General features: G+C 47.0%; 16 protein-coding genes and 1 pseudogene. 10 read left to right on the top strand and 7 right to left on the bottom strand.

The annotated features are described in order from the left end of the window. The first annotated feature begins 118 nt into the window (after window positions 1–118). From T472_RS00150 to T472_RS00175, 6 genes are all read left to right on the top strand, one after another. Entirely contained in the window at window positions 119–1,135 is a 1,017-nt protein-coding gene (locus T472_RS00150) for an NAD-dependent epimerase/dehydratase family protein (protein ID WP_242864741.1), read from the top strand. A gap of 64 nt (window positions 1,136–1,199) precedes the next feature. Beyond that, window positions 1,200–2,474, top strand: a complete 1,275-nt coding sequence (locus T472_RS00155; RefSeq protein ID WP_023383424.1) for an ArsB/NhaD family transporter — start codon at window positions 1,200–1,202, stop codon at window positions 2,472–2,474. Between the two features lie 50 nt (window positions 2,475–2,524). After that, entirely contained in the window at window positions 2,525–3,358 is an 834-nt protein-coding gene (locus tag T472_RS00160; RefSeq protein ID WP_023383423.1) for a MerR family transcriptional regulator, read from the top strand. 250 nt (window positions 3,359–3,608) lie between these two features. Further along, entirely contained in the window at window positions 3,609–3,833 is a 225-nt protein-coding gene (locus tag T472_RS00165; protein ID WP_242864742.1) for a MoaD/ThiS family protein, read from the top strand. A gap of 1 nt (window position 3,834) precedes the next feature. Continuing rightward, window positions 3,835–4,275 carry a 4Fe-4S dicluster domain-containing protein gene (locus tag T472_RS00170; protein ID WP_082447484.1) on the top strand — a complete coding sequence of 147 codons (441 nt, stop codon included), beginning with the start codon at window positions 3,835–3,837 and terminating at the stop codon, window positions 4,273–4,275. Between the two features lie 10 nt (window positions 4,276–4,285). Continuing rightward, entirely contained in the window at window positions 4,286–6,145 is a 1,860-nt protein-coding gene (locus tag T472_RS00175; RefSeq protein WP_023383420.1) for an aldehyde ferredoxin oxidoreductase family protein, read from the top strand. 90 nt (window positions 6,146–6,235) lie between these two features. On the opposite strand, the gene T472_RS00180 is transcribed toward T472_RS00175, so the two are convergent. The 4 genes from T472_RS00180 to T472_RS00195 all read right to left on the bottom strand — a co-directional run bounded on the left by T472_RS00180 (window position 6,236) and on the right by T472_RS00195 (window position 9,400). Further along, window positions 6,236–7,024 carry an MBL fold metallo-hydrolase gene (locus tag T472_RS00180; RefSeq protein ID WP_023383419.1) on the bottom strand — a complete coding sequence of 263 codons (789 nt, stop codon included), beginning with the start codon at window positions 7,022–7,024 and terminating at the stop codon, window positions 6,236–6,238. A gap of 2 nt (window positions 7,025–7,026) precedes the next feature. Then, the gene (locus T472_RS00185) at window positions 7,027–7,383 is read right to left on the bottom strand and encodes a hypothetical protein (protein ID WP_023383418.1); all 357 of its coding nucleotides are present in this window, start codon (window positions 7,381–7,383) and stop codon (window positions 7,027–7,029) included. A gap of 103 nt (window positions 7,384–7,486) precedes the next feature. Further along, entirely contained in the window at window positions 7,487–9,106 is a 1,620-nt protein-coding gene (locus T472_RS00190) for an ABC1 kinase family protein (RefSeq protein ID WP_040906136.1), read from the bottom strand. 21 nt (window positions 9,107–9,127) lie between these two features. Beyond that, window positions 9,128–9,400: a phasin family protein gene (locus tag T472_RS00195; protein WP_040906138.1), complete on the bottom strand. Its 273-nt coding sequence runs from the start codon at window positions 9,398–9,400 to the stop codon at window positions 9,128–9,130. 212 nt (window positions 9,401–9,612) lie between these two features. Here T472_RS00195 and T472_RS00200 point away from each other — a divergent pair, with 212 nt between their 5' ends. Next, entirely contained in the window at window positions 9,613–10,011 is a 399-nt protein-coding gene (locus T472_RS00200) for an FMN-binding protein (RefSeq protein WP_023383417.1), read from the top strand. Between the two features lie 60 nt (window positions 10,012–10,071). On the opposite strand, the gene T472_RS00205 is transcribed toward T472_RS00200, so the two are convergent. Beyond that, the gene (locus tag T472_RS00205; RefSeq protein ID WP_023383416.1) at window positions 10,072–10,560 is read right to left on the bottom strand and encodes a ferritin; all 489 of its coding nucleotides are present in this window, start codon (window positions 10,558–10,560) and stop codon (window positions 10,072–10,074) included. 223 nt (window positions 10,561–10,783) lie between these two features. Here T472_RS00205 and addB point away from each other — a divergent pair, with 223 nt between their 5' ends. The 3 genes and pseudogenes from addB (at window position 10,784) to T472_RS19470 (ending at window position 18,104) form a co-directional block, all read left to right on the top strand. Further along, on the top strand, window positions 10,784–14,239 hold the full coding sequence (gene addB / locus T472_RS00210) for a helicase-exonuclease AddAB subunit AddB (protein WP_023383415.1): 3,456 nt from the start codon (window positions 10,784–10,786) through the stop codon (window positions 14,237–14,239). Continuing rightward, window positions 14,220–17,792, top strand: a pseudogene (addA, locus tag T472_RS00215) (helicase-exonuclease AddAB subunit AddA); the annotation flags it as partial. The gene addB and the pseudogene addA, both read left to right, overlap by 20 nt. Before the next feature lie 156 nt (window positions 17,793–17,948). Continuing rightward, on the top strand, window positions 17,949–18,104 hold the full coding sequence (locus tag T472_RS19470) for a hypothetical protein (protein ID WP_023383413.1): 156 nt from the start codon (window positions 17,949–17,951) through the stop codon (window positions 18,102–18,104). 544 nt (window positions 18,105–18,648) lie between these two features. On the opposite strand, the gene T472_RS00220 is transcribed toward T472_RS19470, so the two are convergent. Both T472_RS00220 and T472_RS00225 read right to left on the bottom strand, forming a co-directional pair. Further along, the gene (locus T472_RS00220) at window positions 18,649–19,581 is read right to left on the bottom strand and encodes an AEC family transporter (RefSeq protein WP_023383412.1); all 933 of its coding nucleotides are present in this window, start codon (window positions 19,579–19,581) and stop codon (window positions 18,649–18,651) included. Continuing rightward, window positions 19,562–20,914, bottom strand: a complete 1,353-nt coding sequence (locus T472_RS00225) for a CCA tRNA nucleotidyltransferase (protein ID WP_023383411.1) — start codon at window positions 20,912–20,914, stop codon at window positions 19,562–19,564. Before T472_RS00225 ends, T472_RS00220 begins: the two co-directional genes overlap by 20 nt. Between the last annotated feature and the right edge of the window lie 15 nt (window positions 20,915–20,929).

Consider the following 20,929-nt stretch of genomic DNA (forward strand, 5'->3'; position numbering starts at 1 on the left):
GCGGGGTCCTACCCGATTCTTCGCTAAATGTTGCATTCAATAATTAGGAGTATAATGGAAAGTGGAACATTAGACTGAATCATGCGCCTGATTGAGTTGTGGGCGATTGATATTAAGGGTGATTGAATTGAAAAACAGGACATATCTTGTGACAGGTGCAACAGGAAACCTTGGCAGCAACATTGTACGTAATCTCATAGCGGGAGGGGAATCAGTCCGGGTTCTGGTTATGGATGGTGACCCGGCGTTGAGCAGGATCCCTAAGGAGGCTGCCATATGTTCCGGTGACCTCCTTGATGTCCAATCACTCGACAGGTTCTTCGATTTGCCGTCAGATGAAGATGCCTACGTCATACACTGCGCGGGAGTAGTATCACTCGCGACTGACTACAGTAAAATAGTTCATGATGTGAATGTGGTCGGAACCAGGAACATAGTAGACCTGTGCGTGAGGAATAAGGTAAGGAAGCTTGTATATATCAGCTCGACCAGCGCCATCCCGGAGCTTGCTAGCGACAGGGAGATCGTTGAGGTGGATAGCTTTGATCCCGATTGCATTTTTGGGTATTATGGAAAGTCAAAAGCCAAGGCTTCCCAGATCGTAATGGATGCTGTCAGGGAACATGACGTAGATGCATCGATAATTTTTCCTACGGGTATATTCGGACCGTATGATTATGGATTCGGTCTTGTCACCAGCAACATAATAGACTTTGCCAATGGAAGGGTGCCAGGCGGACTGACTGGTTCCTTCAATTGCGCGGATGTAAGGGACCTGGCGGATGGAGTCATAGCCTGCTCTGCTAAAGGTGGAAAGGGTGAAGGGTACATAATGGGAAACAGGACTGTGTCTGTCAGGGAACTCTTTGACACTATTGCCGATTGTTGTGGAATCAGGAGAATGAAGATTATATTACCGGGAGCGCTCGCAAGACCCATCGCTGCACTGTCCGAATCAGTCGGAAAGATTATCGGAAAACCAACCATACTGACTAGGTTCACAATATACAATCTTCTCAGGAACAACAATTTCAGCAGCGAAAAGGCGATCAGGGAGCTGGGATATTCCATCCGACCCTTCAAAGACACCATAAGGGATGAAATTGAATGGCTCCAGAAGGAAGGCAGGATCTGAACAAAGCTGGAATCCTTAATGATGGATCGAGCGAAATGATTTTGTAACCGGAGAGGTGTGTTCAATGTACCAGGCTCTGGCAATTCTCATAGTTACATATTTCCTTATAATTGCCTTACCAAAAGCAAGGGCACAGGCAGCGTTCGTTTCGGCCGTTGTGTTCGTGCTTCTTGGGTATGTACCCATCAGGGAAGTGCTGCCTTCAATCGACTGGAATGTCATCCTGATGATCCGGGGGATGATGGGACTTGTAGCCCTGTTCATCGAGTCAGGTATGCCCTCAAGGCTTGCTGACCTCATAATATGGAAGATGCCGGATGTGAAATGGGCAATAATAGTGCTTGCAGCGCTTGCTGCAGGCATATCAGCATTTGTGGATAATGTCGCCACGGTCCTTATTATTGCGCCTGTGGCCATATCGGTATCGAAAAAACTGAGGATATCTCCAGTACCCGCAGTGGTATCCATAGCCATAGCCTCAAGCCTTGAAGGTGCAGCTACAATGGTCGGGGATACGACCTCAATAATGCTTGGAAGCCATGCCGGTATGGACTTCCTGGATTTCTTCTGGCATGAAGGAAGGCCGGGATTGTTCTTCGTTGTGCAGCTAGGACTGCTTTTTGCGGTCCAGGTGATGCTTTACCTGTTCAGGGACTATGACCAGCAGATTTCAGGAGACGATCTCACAATGGTCAGGGATTACGTGCCGACAATCCTTCTCGGTGCGGTCATAGCACTTTTATCTGCTGCCTCGTTAATTCCTGACAAGCCGCCTCTGACAAATGGATTGATCTGCATTACGCTTATGGCAATAGGGACAATAATGGAAGCTGCAAGGAAAAAGGATCTTTCAAAAGCCTCAAGACTCATCAAGGGTGGAGATGCCTTCACTCTGGTACTTCTGGCTTCGCTCTTTGTTGTGATAAGGGGCGTGAGCAATGCAGGGGTGATCGACTGGTTATCTGTTATGATTGCGGATCTGGCAGGAGACAACCTGTTTCTTGCTTATAGCTTCCTCCTGTGGGGCTCGGTGCTGCTTTCCGCATTCATTGACAATATTCCCTATGTGGCAACCATGCTGCCTGTGGTTACGGTGATAGCTTCAAGGCTGGGTATGGAGCCGCATATCCTTTACTTCGGGCTGATCTGCGGAGCTACACTCGGAGGAAACCTAACTCCCGTAGGGGCTTCTGCAAACATCACTGCCCTGGGACTTCTTCGCAACGAGGATATCGAGGTTTCAGCAATTGACTTCATGAAGATAAGTGTCCCGTTCACACTTGCAGCAGTTACATCTGCATATTCAGCGGTCTGGTACCTATGGGGAACAGGATTCTGAAAATTCCAACATTATATCTGCTATAATGTTCTTGAAGGCAGGTGTGGATCGTGGAACTGTTGAAGATAGGTGAAATGGCTAAGATGAACCATGTTTCAGAACAGACCCTGAGACTTTATGACAGGCTGGGATTACTTTCTCCCTGCTCCCGTGACGAGGAGAATGGCTACAGGTACTATGACATCAGACAAAGCGCCAGGCTGGACATGATACAGTATCTGAAGTCTATGGGAATGAGCCTTTGTGATGTGAGGGACCATCTGTCAGGTAAGGACATATCTGCGATTGGTGGACTGCTTTTAAGGAAAAATGCCCAGATAGATGAGGAGATCAGGAACCTTCAATGCCTGAGGAGGGCAATCGAGCGTGCAATAAGCAACATTCACAGGTATGAGGCTGCTCCGCCCGATGGCACGGTCATCCTTGAACACATAGGAAGCAGGCAGATTTACTGCATCGATTCAAGGATAAACTTTTACGGGTCTGGAATAGAAATATACGAGAAGATCCTGAGGGAGCTCAAGAACAGCATTATTGCAAACAAGCTTCCGCAGGTATATTTCAGCAATGCCGGTACCATCCTGAGAAAAGAGAATCTACTTCAGAGGAAATTCGTATCTACGGAGGTCTTTGTATTCGTGGACAGTGAGTTCATAGACAGGCAGCATATAACTGAGCTACCTGCCAAAAACTACCTTTGCATATACTGCGACGCATTTGACAAGGAAGAGGAATACGCGAACAGGCTGATTGATTGCATAGAGGAAAAAGGCTATCTGATCGACGGGGACTACATATGTGAAGTTTTGGCTGAACTGCCTGTGCTTGAGAAGGGTGGAAGGGAGATGTTCCTGAGGCTCCAGATACCTGTAGCCTTCAGGTAGGAGGTATTGACTCTATACCAGATACAGGCTTTATTATGGAAATGAAGGATGTATGGGTTTAATTTCAGGCAATGCAAGAGATTAAATAAATAGTGTAGATTCATGCTCCGAGTCCTTATGACCCACGCGGCCGTTCGGACCGAAAGGGCAAAGGGAGCGATCCCCCGCCTTCCTTATTGAAAAGGAGCCATGACGACTTTTAATGTTGTTGTGGGTCCTTTTTTGCATTACGGAGGTGTTTGAATTGAATGTGAGAATAAGGCTGTCGGGGCTTCTTGCATCTTCTGCCGGATACAAGGGCATGGATAAGGAAATAGGGGATGGTACCACTGCGGGTGAGCTTTTCATTGCGTTGGGAATTCCAGTCAGTGGAGACTGGGTCCGGATCAGTGTAAATGGAGTGCTTAGGGACAGGAAGCATGTTTTGGTGGATGGTGATGAGGTATTGTACTTCCCGGTAGGAGGGGGAGGATAGCTTGCCAAAAAAACAGGAGGTGAACGATTTGAAACCAGGAGTCATCAAACTAAGGACAAATCCGGATGTATGCCAGGGATGCCGAAGCTGCGAGGCTGTCTGCTCCCTTGTGCATCAGGGCTTTGTGGCACCTTCATCTACAGGCATCAAGGTAGTGGAGAGGGAGAAACTGGGTACTTTTGAGCTTGTTGTCTGCCAGCAGTGCTTCGACATGCCCTGCGTCTATGCGTGTCCAACGGGAGCGATGGCAAGGAATGCCTATTCCGGAGCGGTTGAATTAGGAGAAGGCTGCATTGGCTGCGGTGCATGTGCAGCAGCGTGCCCGTATGACGCCATCATAATGTCAGAGGTATCTGGGGAAATGATGCCACACAAGTGCAATCTTTGCGGCGGCTTGCCGGAATGCGTGAGCGCATGTCCGAGACAGGCCCTGTCATGGTAGGAGGTGCGATATGAAAGGTTACAGGGACTGTGTTGTAAAGGTTGACCTGACAGAAGGAACAATAATCAAGGAAGGCCTTAACAGTGAATACATCAGAAAGTATCTTGGAGGAGAAGGCTACGGGATAGCTATGCTATGGGCTGAAGCACCTCATGATGCTGAACCTCTTTCTCCTGAGAACATACTGAGCTTCAATACTGGACCGCTTACAGGCACTCCTACCCCATCCGCATCAAGGACCAGCGTATGCTTCTTCTCACCACTGACCAACACAATAGGAGCATCAAGCATGGGAAGCCACTTCGGGGCTGAGCTGAAATTTGCAGGATATGACAGTATCGTATTCAAAGGAAAGGCGGGAAGGCCCGTCTATCTGCTCATAGATGACGACAAGGTTGTTCTGAAGGATGCGTCTCACCTATGGGGAAAGGACACGAGAGAGACAACCGAAGCAATCCTTGATGAGATTGGAAAGGACTTCAGGATATCCTGCATCGGGCAGTCAGGCGAAAAGCTGTCGAGCCTTGCATGTATCTTCAGCGACGACTGCTTTGCCGGAAGAGGTGGAGCTGGAGCGGTCATGGGCTCAAAGAACCTGAAGGCTGTAGCTGTAAGGGGTTCAGGAAAAGTAGAGGTCGCCGACAAGGATGCATTCATGAAGGCGTACAGGAAGGCGAACAGGGAGCTCCGTGAGGAAGCATATACATGGGGACCTGTACACGGCTACGGGACACCTGCTTGGGTCGGAGGCTCAAATGACTTCGGACTGCTGCCGACTAGGAACATGCAGCAGAACCAGTTTGAAAAGATCGCAAATGTCCTGCCCAATATGCTTTGGAACGAAACAGATAAGTATGATGTGAGGCGAAGGGCGTGCTATGCCTGCCAGCTTGGCTGCCACAAATATGTGACCATGGGAGATGTCGAAGTAGGGGAGATGGAGTACGAGAGCCTGGCGGCTTTCGGACCAAGGTGCGGTGTAGATGACTATGAGAGCATATGCATGGCAGGTTACTACACGACTCTCTATGGATTTGATACCATTTCCGGCGGAGCTACGATAAGCGCGATTATGGAATGGTACGAAAAGGGGATCATCACCAAGGATGACACTGACGGATTGGAGATGAACTTCGGAAACGGGCCTGCAATGGTAGAGATGATCAGGAAGATGGGACTCAGGGAAGGCTGCGGCGATGTATTCGCAGACGGGTCATATGCCGCTGCTCAAAGGATTGGCAAAAATGCCATGGATTATGTAATGGCTGTCAAGGGTATGGAGATATCCGCAACAGACCCGAGAGGCTCATCTTCCATGACAATAGCATTTGGGACAAGTGAGCGCGGAGCCTGCCACATGAGGCCATATTCGGCTACAATCGACGCATTCGGTTATCTTTACACGGATATCGGAGTGACTGAACCGAAGGACCCGTTCAGCGATTCAGAAGACAAGAAATGGCTCAAGGCAGTCAAGGAGATGTTCGTTGTCACGAACCTTGCGGGGATATGTGACTTCAACGTCATAAACACTGAAATGACTGCAACCACCCTTTCTGAGATATTGTCTGCGACTACCGGGGAAGAGATGGATAAGGTTGCACTGCTTAAGACAGCTGAGAGGGTAATTGCCCTCGAGAGAGCCTTGAACTTCGAACGTGGTTTCAGAAGAAAGGATGACCGGCTTCCGAAGAGGTTCATGACAGAACCTGCATCAGGAGGTCCGCCAAAGGGGAGGACAGCCGATGTGGACACTGCACTTGACAGGTTCTATGAAGCCTGCTCATTTGACAGGGAGCTGGCAGTTCCGGTGATGGAGAAATACCTTGAACTGGATATGGAGGATGTGGGGAAGAGCATATACAGGTAACTTAACCTGAAGGTGTCATAAGTCCATTACAGATGATCCTGGAATGTGATGGGGCTCGCAATCAATCAAGATGGCAAGCCCCTGACCATTTTACAGCGGTATCTCCTGAAGCTCATCCTGAAGAAGGATTATTTCAGGCAAAGCATCCCTGTGCTTAACGGCATCCCTTGCAGCAACTTTTCTGAGATTTGTACCTGGGGTGCCTTCAAAGGGGATATGGCATACTACGATCTTTTCCGGCTTAATGGATTCAACTATCGCCTCTCGACCTTCACGCCTGTTCAGGAACAGAGGATTTATGAAAACAGCATGTATCCGCATGTCCTTAAGAATGGTCCTGAAGTAATCAGGGTCATAATCTGAATCGCCTGTTATAAGGATCGCTTTATGACCCAGGTAGACAAGAAAACAATAATGCTCCGTTTCCCTGTACATTTCACCGGCATGCATTGTTCGGAATGCTTCGATTCTTATGCCATCAGGCCGATAGACTGCTCTTTTTCCCAATGGTATGTCGAGGAGCACCAGACCAATATTGCATAGAGCTATCGAATCCCTTAATTTCACAAAGGGGTGGCTGTCCTTGTCCGGCATCATAAGGTAGTTTACCCTGTTCCGTTCTACCAGTGATCTCGTAACTTCAGGCGAGAAGTGGTCATGATGGCAATGGGTATATAGAAGGATGTTAATGTCCCTGAACAGGGGTTTCTTTCCCTCCAGGAGGTCATGAAGCACCTCATCTGACAGTCCGCTGAAATATCCGTGTATTTCTCCCGGAGTACCGTCAATGAGGAGCTTGTGTTCCTGGTATTCCACAATTATTCCTGAATTGGCCAGAAGCGTGACCCTGATGGAGTCATCATTATTTAAAGCCATCATGGCTAGTCCGCCTTTTTGTTCCGGACAAAGTGTGTTGCATAGCTTCTCTCGATTTTTTCGTCAGAAGACTTGCTGAACCTCAGCGGCTTCCCTTTATGGATATATGCGGTCCAGGAGGGCTTAAGTCCGTTCTTTACTGCATAGGACCTTACTTCGTGCATCACAAGTGAAAGCTTGCTGAGGTTTGCGCGGCATACACGTTCAAGATACTGTACCTTTCCAGACCTCCATTCGTCATGATCCTTTTTGCTGAGGATCCCTATCTCGATAAGCACATCCACCGGAGCCGCATAGCCCTCTGCACTTATGAGATTATCCATTGCTTCAGCAACCCTGGCCTTAAGTTCCATGTTGTTCATATAAGATATCCCTCATTTCTTCCAATAGGATAATACTATTGGAATTCCAGATGAAAATCAACGAAGACGACAATAAAAGAAACATCTGGTTTCCTTAAGGTCGTCAGATGTTTCCTGATTTCAGTATTGAGATAAGAAGCCACAGACCAAGCAGTCCTGCAAGGAAGAACCCCATAATGCCCACGATGGATACTCCCCTTATTGCAGAGTCAGCGCCAACCCGTATGATGAGGGCTGAAGCTATTATGATTGAGGCGGTGATGAGTGCGAAGACCATCCTGTTTACCATCTTGTTGAAATCCACCCACTTCTCATCAAGGTTGGTGATGTCAATCCGGACCTTGCCTCTCCCGCTGATATAATTGTCAAGTATGGTCGATACCTGTGAAGGTATGCCTGCGGAATCGACTATGAAATTTGTTCCCTTGAGCATCAGGAGGTCAAGGCTGATATCAGGAAGAAGCTTTTCGTGGGTCATGTCCTTGATGTATGCGCTTGCGATTTCCATGATGCTGATATCCGGAGAAAGGTCAGCCAGTACACCCTCAAGTATCAGCAGTGATTTGAGGAGTATAGTGAACTCCCTTGGAAGCTTCAGGTTGTTTTTCCTGGCAGCTTCAAACAGGTCCTTGAACAGGTATGAGACCTGGAAGTTCCTTAAGCTTGAATGTACGTAGTTGTGGACTATCTTCTCGACATCGTCATGGAGCCTGTTCCTGTCAACAGGTCCCTTCTGTATACCAAGAATAAGGATCAGATTTACTATCTGCGTTATGTCCTCAGATACAAGGGACCTCAGCAGGTCGTTGAATGCCCTGCGGGATGAGGTGTCAAGGACTCCCATGATCCCAAAGTCTATATAGAAGATCTTCTTTCCGCTTATGATCAGATTACCGGGATGAGGATCACCATGGAAGAAGCCGTTGTTGAATACCTGGTAGAGGAAGGACAAAATAAGCTTTCTGCCTATCTCATTCGGATCATAGCCTTCCTTGACAAGCTCATCCTTGCTGCTGATCTTGATGCCCTCTATGCGTTCCTGGACTGATACCCGCTTTGTGGACATCCCATATATGGGCTTGGGGACGCTGATGCACGCGATATCCCTGTTCTCATTCAGGAATCTCTCCATGAACGACACTTCATTCCTGAAATCAAGCTCGATTATTGTGGTCTCCTTGATCTCCTCAAGTGCTTCCACCGGATCAAGAAGGACATCCTTGAGGGTATCAGGTGCCTTCCTGACTATGCCAATCAGGATATCCATGTCCTCAAGCAGCTTGTTCTCGATATCAGGCCTCTGAACCTTTACAATTACAGGCGTTCCGTCAACAAGCACCGCATTGTGAACCTGAGCTACTGAAGCGCAGGCGACAGGATCCTTTTCAATTGATGAAAAGAGGTGACCTATGGCTTTTCCCAGATCAGCCTCAATTATTTCACTGACAGTCTCAAAGGAGAATGAGGGGGCTGAGTCCTGAAGCTTTGACAGCTCGCTGATGTATTCCGGGGGCAGAATGTCAGGCCTTGTGGACAAAATCTGGCCAATCTTAATAAAGGTCGGCCCAAGCTCCTCGAAGACCAGCCTTAGGTTTTCCGGATCCTTCTTCACCTTCTCTGCCCTGAATTTCGTGTTGATGACGTGACCGAATCCATAGGCACCCAGGATCCTTACTATTTCCCTGAACCTCCTGTTCCTTCTCCTATCCTCAGCTTCACCCATGACTCGCTCCTTGAGTACCTGCTATCTTTCCTCCAGCTTCCTTATCCTTTCCCTTAGTTCATCGAATTCCTCCCTTGATACAAGTTCGAGTGATCCTATGAACTCCTCGACATCCTTGAGTGTGACAGGCTTAGCCTCCTCGCCCTTCTTCATGAGCTCTTCCCTGAGCTCCTTGCCCTGCTTCACCGTAAGATTACCCTTTTCGATAAGCTCCTGAATCGTCTTGTCGAGCTTCTCGAATGATACCGACGCCGCACCTAAAGTGACCAATGCCATCTTTTTCAGTTCCTCCATGTCAAGAACCTCCATTTCAATTTCGTTATATTTATAATATAGCGTCAATATTAATCGCATGTGAAAAAAATGTGAATAATATGGCCCTCAAATTGCTGAACAGGAAGTTCTGCATGTTATTTATAAAACATATCCATGGATATCTTTATTTTTTGCAGATTACAGAGTATATTTGCGTTGGAAGCCGCGAAATTGCGGGAAAGGAATTGGATATGGGAAAAACGTTGAAACGCATCATTGCAGCACTTCTTGTCATCGTTTCGCTATTTGCTGCCGGGATTTTCATAATGACCAGGATATCTGAGAAGAACCTGGAAGGGCTTGCCGAGATAAAGATAAATGAGCCTGACCTCAATTCAATTTCAGATGGTACGTACAAAGGAAGCTACAGCGCTTTTCCGGTAAGCGCTGATGTGGAAGTTGATGTCAAAGGCCACAGGATAGAAGCAATAAGGCTGATAAAGCATGACAACGGTCAGGGCAAGGGGGCTGAGGCACTCCCGATGAGGGTCGTGGAGACACAGAAGGTCGGACAGGACCTGGTATCGGGTGCAACCTACAGCAGCAAGGTGATTCTCCTTGCAATATCCGAAGCGCTTGATGGAGACTGAAGAAAAACGCCCCCGCAAGTTTTTCGTGCGGGGGCGTACTGACTTTTAGTATTATTCGGGCTATGCTCTGGAGCCGATTTCCTTGTCAAGGAGATATTCGCCCTGCTTGGAGCCTTCTACGAACTTGAGCTTTCCAACGATCATGTTGAAGGTTGCTTCCTCCTCGACCTGCTCGTCGACATACCATCTCAGGAAGCTTGAAGCTTCATGGGATTTGTCTTCTGCAGCTATGTCAACAAGGTTGTGTATCCTGGCCGTAACAGTCTTCTCGTGCTCAAGAGCCTTTCTGTATAGGTCTCCAAAGCCTTCGAATTCAACCTCAGGACCCTTGATCCCTGCGAGAAGCACTCTATTGCCTGTCTCGTTAAGGAATCCAAAGAACTTCATTGCATGACCTACTTCCTCCTGGGCCTGCTTCTTGAAGAATGCAGCTGATCCAAGGTAGTCTGTAGCTTCCGCATATGCGGACATGGAAAGATAAAGGTATGAGGATTCAAGCTCATAGTTTATCTGGTCGTTGATGGCGTCTACCAATCTTTTGCTTAACATATAGATCCTCCTTGTTTTCTGTTATTGTGCAGGGCTCCGTGGATTATTCCCAGACAATCCAATATGCACCACATAATAATTATAGACTAAAACGGCAGTAAATCGACATTGTTTACAAAATCATAATAATTATCGTTTAGTATCCGGATGCTCGAGTTTCGACAAAATAAGGACTTGCCTATAGTATAATGGAAGATGAGAAATTCTTGAAGGATGTGGAAGCATGAGCCTTAGGATGATATACGGGAGAGGCGGAAGCGGGAAGACCACTTTTGTATTCAATGAGATAAGGGACAGGATGAAGGATAAGGATGCAAGGTTCATCCTTCTGGTGCCTGAACAGTATACTTTCAGGACTGAGCAGAGGGTATTGAGACAGCTGCCTTCTGATGCGGTTCTGAGGGTTTCGGTGATGAGCTTCGGTACGCTTGTGAGAAAGGTCCTTGGGACAGTCGGAGGTGCTACACATGACCTAATATCCCCGACAGGGAAGGTCATGCTTGCTGCGAGAGCACTCAGTGAAACAAGGGAGGAGCTTACAATATATAAAGGAGTCTCGAAAAGGAGCGGCTTTGCGCAGACAGCCGCTGACCTCATCGATGAACTGAGGAGATTCGATGTGGATCCGAAGGCTTTATCTGAAGCAGCCGAGGAGTCGGATGACAGCGAATTGAAACGCAAGCTCAAGGACATCAGCAGGATCTATGCCAGGTATGATGAGGACCTCCACAGGAACAACGTGGATTCCACTGATGAGGCGGGATTTGCAGCAGAGAGGCTGGAAAGGGCTGATTTTGTAAGGGATACGGTGGTATACATCGATGAGTTCAATGACTTTTCTGTCATGCAGCTGAACCTTATAGGCAAGCTGATGGAGGCATCGGCATCTGTCACGCTGGCACTGACCCTTGATTATAATGATTCCGGAGACAGGGATGTGTTCAGCATCACAAGAGACACTGAAGGAAAGGTGATGAGGCTGGCGGAGGAGTCAGGAACGTCCATAATGAAACCGGTTATCCTGGGTAACCCTCATCAGGCGAGATTTGCCGGAAACAAGGAGCTCCAGCACATTGAAGCAGAGTTCTTCAGGTACCCGAACAAGGCGTTCTCCGGAGCGGTAGGTTCAGTATCGGTATATAAGGCTCAGAACAGCTATGATGAGGTGGAGCGGATCGCGAAGGATATATCGAAAAGGGTAAGGGAGGACGAGAGTCTGAGGTACAGGGATATGGCTGTCCTCTGCAGGGACATCGATTCCTATTCAAGCATCGCACAGTCGATATTCAGCGAATATGGGATACCTCTTTTTCTTGACAAGCGAAGGAGCATAGCAGGAAGTTCTATTTCTATCTACATCCTGTCCCTTCTCGAGACCTTGGTTTCAGGGTTTGCGTATGAACCCCTATTCAGGATGCTTAAGACAGGATTGTCAGTGATCTCGGCTGATGAAGCTGATCTATTGGAGAACTATGTGCTCGCACATGGCTTCTACAGCTGGCATTTCTTTGGCGACTGGAAATATTCCTACCCGAACATCACAGGCAGTGAGCTTAACTCAAAATATGTATCGGATGTGCTTGAAATGAGGGACTGTATTGCCGGAACATATAACGGCCTGAAGGACAGGCTTTCCGATTGCAAGAATTCCAGGGATGTGACAGCTGCACTCTTTTCCCATCTGGAGGAAAACGGAGCGCTTGAAAAGGCAAAGAATGCAGCTATGTCTGCAGGCGATGAGAGCTACACCGAATTCAAAGAAGTTCAAAGCGGCATCAATTCAATTTTTGATGATATGGCTGCTGTGTTCGGTGATGATAACATTGAGCTTCCTGTATATCTTGAAATGATGAAGGCTGCTGTAGCCAGCTATGAAATAGGACTTATCCCGCTGACCCTTGACCAGGTCATACTCGGGGATGTGGCAAGGATAAGGAGCGGAGGCACGAAGGGACTCTATATAGTCGGTGCAAATGATGGCGTGTTTCCGAGACCTGTCAGGGATGAGGGGATATTCACTGACAGCGACAAGAAGAATTTGAAGGACAAGGGATTGGAGCTATCGGTCGACTCCAGGACAAGGTCAGTCTATGAGCAATTCCTGATATATACCGCTTTAACTACAGCAAGCGGATATCTGTTTGTTAGCTATCCCTCATCAGACCTGGAAGGGAAGTCCCTCAGGCCTTCACAGGTAGTGGCGAGGCTTAAGAAAATATTTCCTGACCTGACCGAGGAGGTGCCTAAAGGACCTCTGGAGGCAGATTTGGCAGGATTGGAGGAGGTAACAAGACCGGATCCCACATTCAACCAGCTTGTCCATGAGATGAGAAGGAATTATCAGGGTGAAGCTGTGGAACCTTTGTGGGGAGAGGTCTACAGATGGTATCTCGAAAAACCTGAGTATTCTGCAAGGCTTGGTACTGCAGTCAGGGGGCTTGGTTATTCGAATATGGCCCAGAAGCTTCCGCGAAAGACCATAAAGGGCCTTTACGGCGAGGAAATGACGATTTCCGTATCAAGGCTTGAGAGGTTCTCACAGTGCCCCTTCGCATACTTCATCCAGTATGGTATGAAAGCCAAGGACAGGGTGCTTCATGAGATTACAGCGCCTGATATCGGTACCCTGATGCACGGGGTGATAGACAGGTTCACTGAAGACCTGAAGGGACTTGAAGGAGGAATAGCTGAAGCAGACCGGGAATTCATACATGAAAACATCAGCAGGCTGGTCGATGAAGCGATAGACACTACAAATGCAATATACAGCGAAAGCCCCAGATACAGGCATATGGGTGAAAAAATCAAGAAGACACTCATGAGGTCAGTTGATACCATAACAAAGCAGATCACCAAGGGAGACTTTGTTCCAAGGTTCAATGAGCTGGGCTTTGGCATGGATGGCATTTTGCCTCCCCTGAAGGTAGAGCTGGACGGTGACGGGGAAGATGTATTCCTGGTCGGCAGGATCGATAGGGTCGATGTGCTCGAGCTTGACGGGAAATCCTATATCAGGATAATCGACTACAAATCCTCATCAAAGGATGTTTCAATAACAGAGGTATTCTACGGACTGCAGATGCAGCTTCTTGTGTATCTGGATGTGGTTCTGAAAAATTCAGAGTACCTTTTGAACAGCGGAGCCATACCAGGAGCGATACTCTATTTCAGGATGGATGACCCGATAATCGACGGAAGCCTTTCACAGGACGTTGAGGAGATCGAGCGTGAGGTATTCAGGTCGCTCCAGATGAAAGGCCTGATCCTCAAGGACGCAAGCGTGGTAAGGTCCATGGACAGGGAAATGGGTGATTATTCGCTTATAATACCGGCGAAGATAAATTCATCAGGTGAGGTTGTGTCGAAATCCAACAGGAAAGACAAGACCATGGCAACCATACTGACTGAGGAGGATTTCAACACGTTGAGGGAGTACACTACTGAGAGCATCAGGAGGATACTCAGGGAGATGGTTTCGGGAAACATAACAGTACTCCCGGCAAAAAACGGGGACAGGATACCGTGCACATACTGCACCTATTCCGCCATATGCCAGTTTGATTCCAGAATGCCCGGGAACAAATACAGGAAGATAGCGCCGATGAAAATAGAGGATCTCTGGAGCAATATGAATAAGACAGTGGAAGGAGGGAAAGCAGATGGGAGCAGCGTGGACTAATGAACAGACAAGCGCCATTGAAGCGAGGAACAGGAATCTCCTGGTCGCGGCGGCAGCCGGATCAGGCAAGACTGCTGTGCTTGTAGAGAGGATCATAAGGCTGGTCACAAAGGACAAGGCTGACATAGATTCGCTCCTTGTTGTGACCTTCACAAATGCAGCCGCATCAGAAATGAGGGAAAGGATAGGAGATGCCATAGCTAAAGTACTGGAAGAGAATCCGTCTGACGTTCACCTGCAAAGGCAGCTGACTCTTCTTGGCAGAAGCAGCATAACCACGATCCACTCCTTCTGTCTTGAGCTGATAAGGAGTAACTTTCACCTGATTGACCTTGACCCCGCATTCAGGATAGCTGACGAAACGGAAGCTGGCATGTTGAAGGAAGAGGCTTTGGATCAGCTGCTTGAGGAGCAGTATGAAAAGGGAGATAAAAGCTTCATAGCTCTCGTTGATTCGTATGGCGGCAAAAAGGATGATTCCGGACTCAAGGCTCTCATCCTTGACCTGCACAGGTTTGTAATGAGCAGCCCATGGCCTGGGAAATGGCTTGATGAAGCTGGTCGTGGCTATGACCTATCGGAGGGGGACGTTGAAATGCTTCCAGTCTACGGGAAGGTGCTTGAAAGCCTTGCCAGAATGGCTGAAATCCATGAGCGGAATCTGGAGGATGCAATAGCTGTTATCCGTGGGAATCCAGGAATATCAAAATACGAGGATATGTTCGTTGAAGATCAGGTATTCTGCAGGCAGCTGAAGGAAGCGTTTTTACGATCAGACAAATACGATTCAATAAGGTCAATGCTTATGGGAAAGATATGGACAAGACTTGGCACAGCCGCAAGAGGACATGACAAGGCGATTTCGGAAGGTGTCAAGGAAGCGAGGAGTGATTTCAAGGAATTCATAGGGGGACTTTCAGATACTTTCTTCAGTGAGTCAGGAAGCGATACGCTAGAAATGGCAAGAAGACTGGACCCTCTCATGAAATATCTGTCATCCATCGAGAAGGAGTTCATTGCAGCATATGATGCCAGAAAACGGGAAAAGGGACTTTTGGACTTCAATGACCTTGAGCAGCTTGCGTTAAGGATCCTGACAAATGTTGACAATGATGGAGCTGCAGCCCCTTCCCCTGCAGCCTTGGCCCTAAGGGCCAAATACAGGGAGGTAATGATTGATGAATACCAGGATTCCAATGAGGTTCAGGAAGTAATCATAAGCATGGTATCGAGAAAGGATGAGGACGACCCAAATGTATTCATGGTCGGCGATGTCAAGCAGAGCATCTACAGGTTCAGGCAGGCAAGGCCTGAGCTGTTCCTTGAAAAATACAGGACATATAGTCCGGAGGGTATGGACCGGAACAGGAAGGTTCTGCTCTACAAGAACTTCAGGAGCAGAGGGAACATATTGTCAGCAGTCAACCTTGTGTTCAAGGGGATAATGAGCTCAACTGCGGGTGAGCTTGACTATACAGATGATGAGGCGCTAGAATTCGGCGCCGGTCATTATGATGACGGAGAAGACCCGCCGGTGGAGGTGATGCTGGTTGAAACATCATCTCTTCCTGAGGATGGTCCACAGACAGGAGACCCTGACTATGATGATGAAGGTGCCATGGAGGACGGAGTAGACATTTCAGACTACAAGGCCATTGAGCTTGAGGCGATAATGGTAGCCAAGAAGATAAGGGAGCTTGTGATGGGGGACGATCCTGCACAAGTATATGACAGGAAGCTTGGACGCTTCAGGAAGGCCAGCTACAGGGATGTGGTGATACTGATGAGGGCAACCTCAGTAAGCGCCAATATATTCCTTGAGGAATTCTCTAAGCTTGAAATACCTGCATTTGCAGACAACAGCACCGGATACTTTGAGACCGTGGAGGTAAGGGCCATGGTGTCCCTGCTCCGGATAATCGATAATCCTCTTCAGGATGTGCCTCTTCTATCTGCCCTGAGAAGCCCCATGTTCGCGTTCAGCGAGGAGGAGCTAGCTTCATTGAGGCTTCTGGACAAGGATGATTTCCTTTTCAATTGCCTGATGAAATCTGAGGAAGGGACTATAGGGGAAAAAGCCAAAGACTTCCTGGAAAGGCTTCACCGATACAGGGAAATGTCTCTGAGGCTGCCTCTCGATTCGTTCATCTGGTATCTGTATACTGAAACCTCATATTATGACTATGCAGGGGCAATGCCAGACGGACTACAAAGGCAGGCGAACCTTCGTATGCTGTTCCAGAAAGCGCGTCAGTTCGAGGATTCGGGAAGCAAGGGGTTATTCAGCTTCATAAGGTATATTGAAAAATTCAAGAAAACGAACGGGGATATCGGTGCGGCAAGGATCCTTGGTGAGAACGAGGATCTGGTGAGGGTAATGAGCATCCATAAGTCAAAGGGTCTCGAATTCCCCATAGTGTTCATAAGCAATTCAGGTAAGGGATTCAACAGGATGGACCAGAGGAAGGATGTCCTTTTCCATCCGGTACTGGGCTTCGGACCTGTGTTTATAGACAGGGACAGGTCAATAAGGAGCACGACCTTCTTCAGGGAGGCTATAAAGGACAGGATGATGCTTGAGAGCCTCTCGGAAGAGATGAGGGTGCTCTATGTTGCCATGACAAGAGCCAAGGAGAGGCTTTACATAACAGGAAACATAAGGGACAGGGAAGCGGTCATCAAAAGGTGGAACTCACTTTCGAAGGGGAACAGTCTAAGGCTGCCTGAAGACAAGGTCCTCAAAGCGGGAAGCTTTCTGGACTGGATCATGCCGGTACTTCTAAAGCACATCTCAATGGATATGTACCGGAATGACGGTATAGATGCCTGTACAGATGAGGGAAGTTTCGGGCTTGAATTCATCCGTGCCGAGGACCTCTTCAAGAAAGGAATGACACCGAGGCTCCCGGATGAATATGTTCTTACAATAGATTCACTTACTGAACCCTCTTCCTCATTTGAAATAATGAGGCGGCTTTCATATGAGTATGCTTATGGAAAGGATGTTGCCATGGCATCAAAGGTTACTGTGTCTGAACTGAAAAGACTGGTACAGGATAAGGAGGATATACAGGGAGTAAGCGCAATCGGAGAAGAACACATGGAAAGGCCGCTATTCATGATGAACAAGACAGGACTTACAGGGTCGGAGCTGGGCACGGTATTTCATAAGGTGTTCCAACATCTTGACTTTTCCAGGGTATCACCTGATGAACTGAAGAATCAGGTGGACGAGCTTGTGGAAAGGGAGCTTCTCAGACCTTCAGAGGCTGAAAGAGTCAATCCATGGAAACTGAAGATGCTTTTTGACACGGACATTGGAAAAAGAATGGTTCAAGCTGCAGCAAGAGGGGATCTCAAAAGGGAGATACCGTTCTTCATGGGGTATGAGGGTGGAGAGACAATGGTAAAGGGTGTCATAGATGCCTTCTTTCAGGAGGACGGGGAGCTTGTCATTGTAGACTACAAGACAGACCATGTTGATATCAGCAGCTTCGAAGAAACACTCAAGACCAGGTACACTGAGCAGATGAGATATTATAGGAGTGCACTTGAACAAATAACTGGAGTCAAAGTAAGGGAAACAATACTATATTCAGTATCACTTGGAAAAGAATTATGTATTACTTTATAAATTCCTCTTCAAAGTTATTTTGTTTTGAAGTATAATAACATTATATTATCTTGGAAAACGATAGGAGTGTTTCAAATGGCAGTAGGAAAAGATAAGACAAGGATTCTTTTGACACTTCCAATGGATCTCAAGGACGAACTCACGAACGAAGCAAAGAGCGACAATAGGAGTCTTAACAACTATATCCTCAATCTTCTTCTGAATTCTGACAGAAGACCAGAAGGAAAGTAACAAAGAAAGGAAAAGGACCTGCGAGGGTCCTTTTTTCATTTCTGATGATTTGATTGCAATTCATCTAATGGATAATGATTTTCCTTGAATATCAAGGGTATTGGTAGTACCAATTGTTAAACTGACATAAATTGTTAAATTATACGAATCGAGTGTGGATTTTCTAAATACCATATTTAATCCTGGAATTACAACTTGAGTGAAATAATATTTCAATTATTATTTCATGCAAATTATTTTTGGATCTTACGTGTTCTAGTCCGATTTAATACGAAAACCTGTACGTATATCTTTTTGTAACTACTTGGAATGTACGATATTTACACATATATAATTAAAATATTTTATCTGCAGATATAATTTCTGACAAATTTTTACTTAAAACAAAAAATGGATGAAATATAGATAAAATATTTTTACAATATTCAATATCAAGTGAAAATCTAATTTCAATCATACAATTCTTTAAGTGGTTTAGAAAATAACATCATTATAGCATTGTAAGGCATATGTTTAACCTATAATAACAATGTGAAATAATATTTCATAATAGAGTAAATAACATGAAGTAAAGGGGTATTGTAAATAGGGAAAGGAATGTAGTGAATGCTGTCATGAAAGCAGCAAACCCAGAATCTCCTCCATATTTACCTGATACTATCGAGACCTGACCCATAACCGGTAAAGCAGCACTTATTATGAATACCTTCTGCATCACAAGAGGCATCGGCACCAGCTTGAACAGGAGTATCACGATAAGTGGCGACACGACAAACCTGAACATTATTATGAGTATTGTATCCAGGGGATTCCCGAGGTTCTTGAAGGTGAGGGCACCTATTATGCTTCCCATGTATATGAGTGAAAGAGGTGTCATCATGTCCTTCAGATATTCTGCGCTTTTGAGCAGATAATCAGGTACAGGGAATTCCGTGAATAAGGCTGCGAGTCCAAGCAGAAATCCAAGTATTGCCGGATTCAGCAGCTTTCTTATGACAGTGAATGAGAATCTGCCGTTGGTTTTGGTCCTGGAGAGAAGGTAGTTGCCAACTGTCCAGAACATTATCGTATTCGCCATGAAATAAAGCAGAAGATAAGGAACCCCCTCATCTCCAAAAAGACCGGTTATTATTGGCAGCCCTACAAATATTGTATTTGAGAAGGCGCTCATCGCAATGAAGGCACCTCCGCGCTTGATGCTGTGGCGTAACATTCTGCTCAGGCTTGAAGAAATAACTATGATTATAAGCATTGATGAAGCAGCGATAAGTATACCCTTCCATGATACCTTGAGATGTTCCATAGTAAAGCTTGTAAAAGCCGTATGGAACATGGTTACAGGTACTATATAGCTGACGAGGAATGTGGATATGAAGCTGTCTACCCGCTGGTCGGTAACCTTGAGCTTTTTCAGCGCAAATCCGAAACCAGCGAGCACGAACAGCGTTATTATTGTATTAGTTGCCTCTATTGTCATTCTCAGCCTCCTTGGCAGCAATTTCCAGAAGTCGTTCCTTTGTGTTCAGTCCTGGAGTCTCCAGGACGTTCTCGAGCAGGATTCCAAGTATCTTGCCTATCAGCCTGCCGTTCCTGATTCCTATGGACTTGAGGTCGTCTCCGTTGACAGCAAGGTCTTTAAGCTCCAGCGGATCGTTTCTCTGGAGGATTTCAGTTAGTCTCCTTTCAAAATCGATGAGCTTTGCTGCATGTATACCGCCAACATCAGGCTTTCCGCCATGGTCGGCCTTTTTGAGGCCGATGAAAAGCGGTATGTTCTCAATCCCCATTTTAATGGCAAATTTCTTGAGCTTCACTTCGTTCTTCATCTCGCTTGGGACCATATGCAGGGAGATGAGCTTATCTACAAGATGAATGGTCCGGTTGTCGTACTTGAGCCTCTGAAGGATCTCCCTTGCAATTGAAGCTGACTCCTTCTCGTGGCCGTAGAAGTGTCCCACACCGTCCTTGTCTATCGTGAAGCACCGTGGCTTTCCGGAGTCGTGAAACAGAGCTGCAAGCCTTACGGGAAGGTTCCTCGGGCACCTGTCCAGCACCTCCAGGGTATGCCCCAGAACATCCTTGTCATGGTACCTGTTGAACTGGTTGAAGGATGCCAGCGGGAGCAGCTCGGGAAGCACGTACTTGATAAGTCCAAGCTCGAATAGCATCCTCATTCCCCTTCCGGGATTTTCCGACATGAGTATATTGGATATTTCTTCTCTGATCCTTTCAACGCTGATATATACGAGTCCGTCCATTTCTTCGATTATCCCGAGGAGCGTGCTTTCTTCTATGTTGAAGTCGAGAGTGGTAGCGAGCCTTACAGCCCTAAGTATTCGAAGCGCATCCTCCTTGAAACGCTCAACAGGATGCCCTACAGCCCGGATAAGCCTGTGATTAAGGTCATTGAAGCCTCCAAACGGGTCTATCAGTCCCTTCTGGTCATTGTAGGCCAGTGCGTTGATCGTGATGTCACGTCTTCTCAGGTCCTCTATAAGGTCTTCAATGAATCGGACATTTTCAGGATACCGCTTGTTAATGTAGCCTTCCTCGCTTCTAAAAGTGGTCACGTCAAAACAGCCGTCATCAGTAATGACTTCTACGGTTCCATGCTTTATGCCTATGGGGACTGTCTTTTCAAACATTCCTATGATTGATTCTGGTGTAGCCGATGTCGCAATGTCATAGTCCTTTGGATCCTTCCCGAGAAGTACGTCCCTGATGGATCCGCCTACAAGGTAAGCATCGTAGCCATCCTGGAGTATCCTTCCGATTATGAATCTTGCGCCTTTTGGCATCTCAATCCTCATGGTGCCTCCTTGCCT

The organism is Youngiibacter fragilis 232.1 (assembly GCF_000495435.3).
GTDB lineage: Bacteria > Bacillota > Clostridia > Clostridiales > Clostridiaceae > Youngiibacter > Youngiibacter fragilis.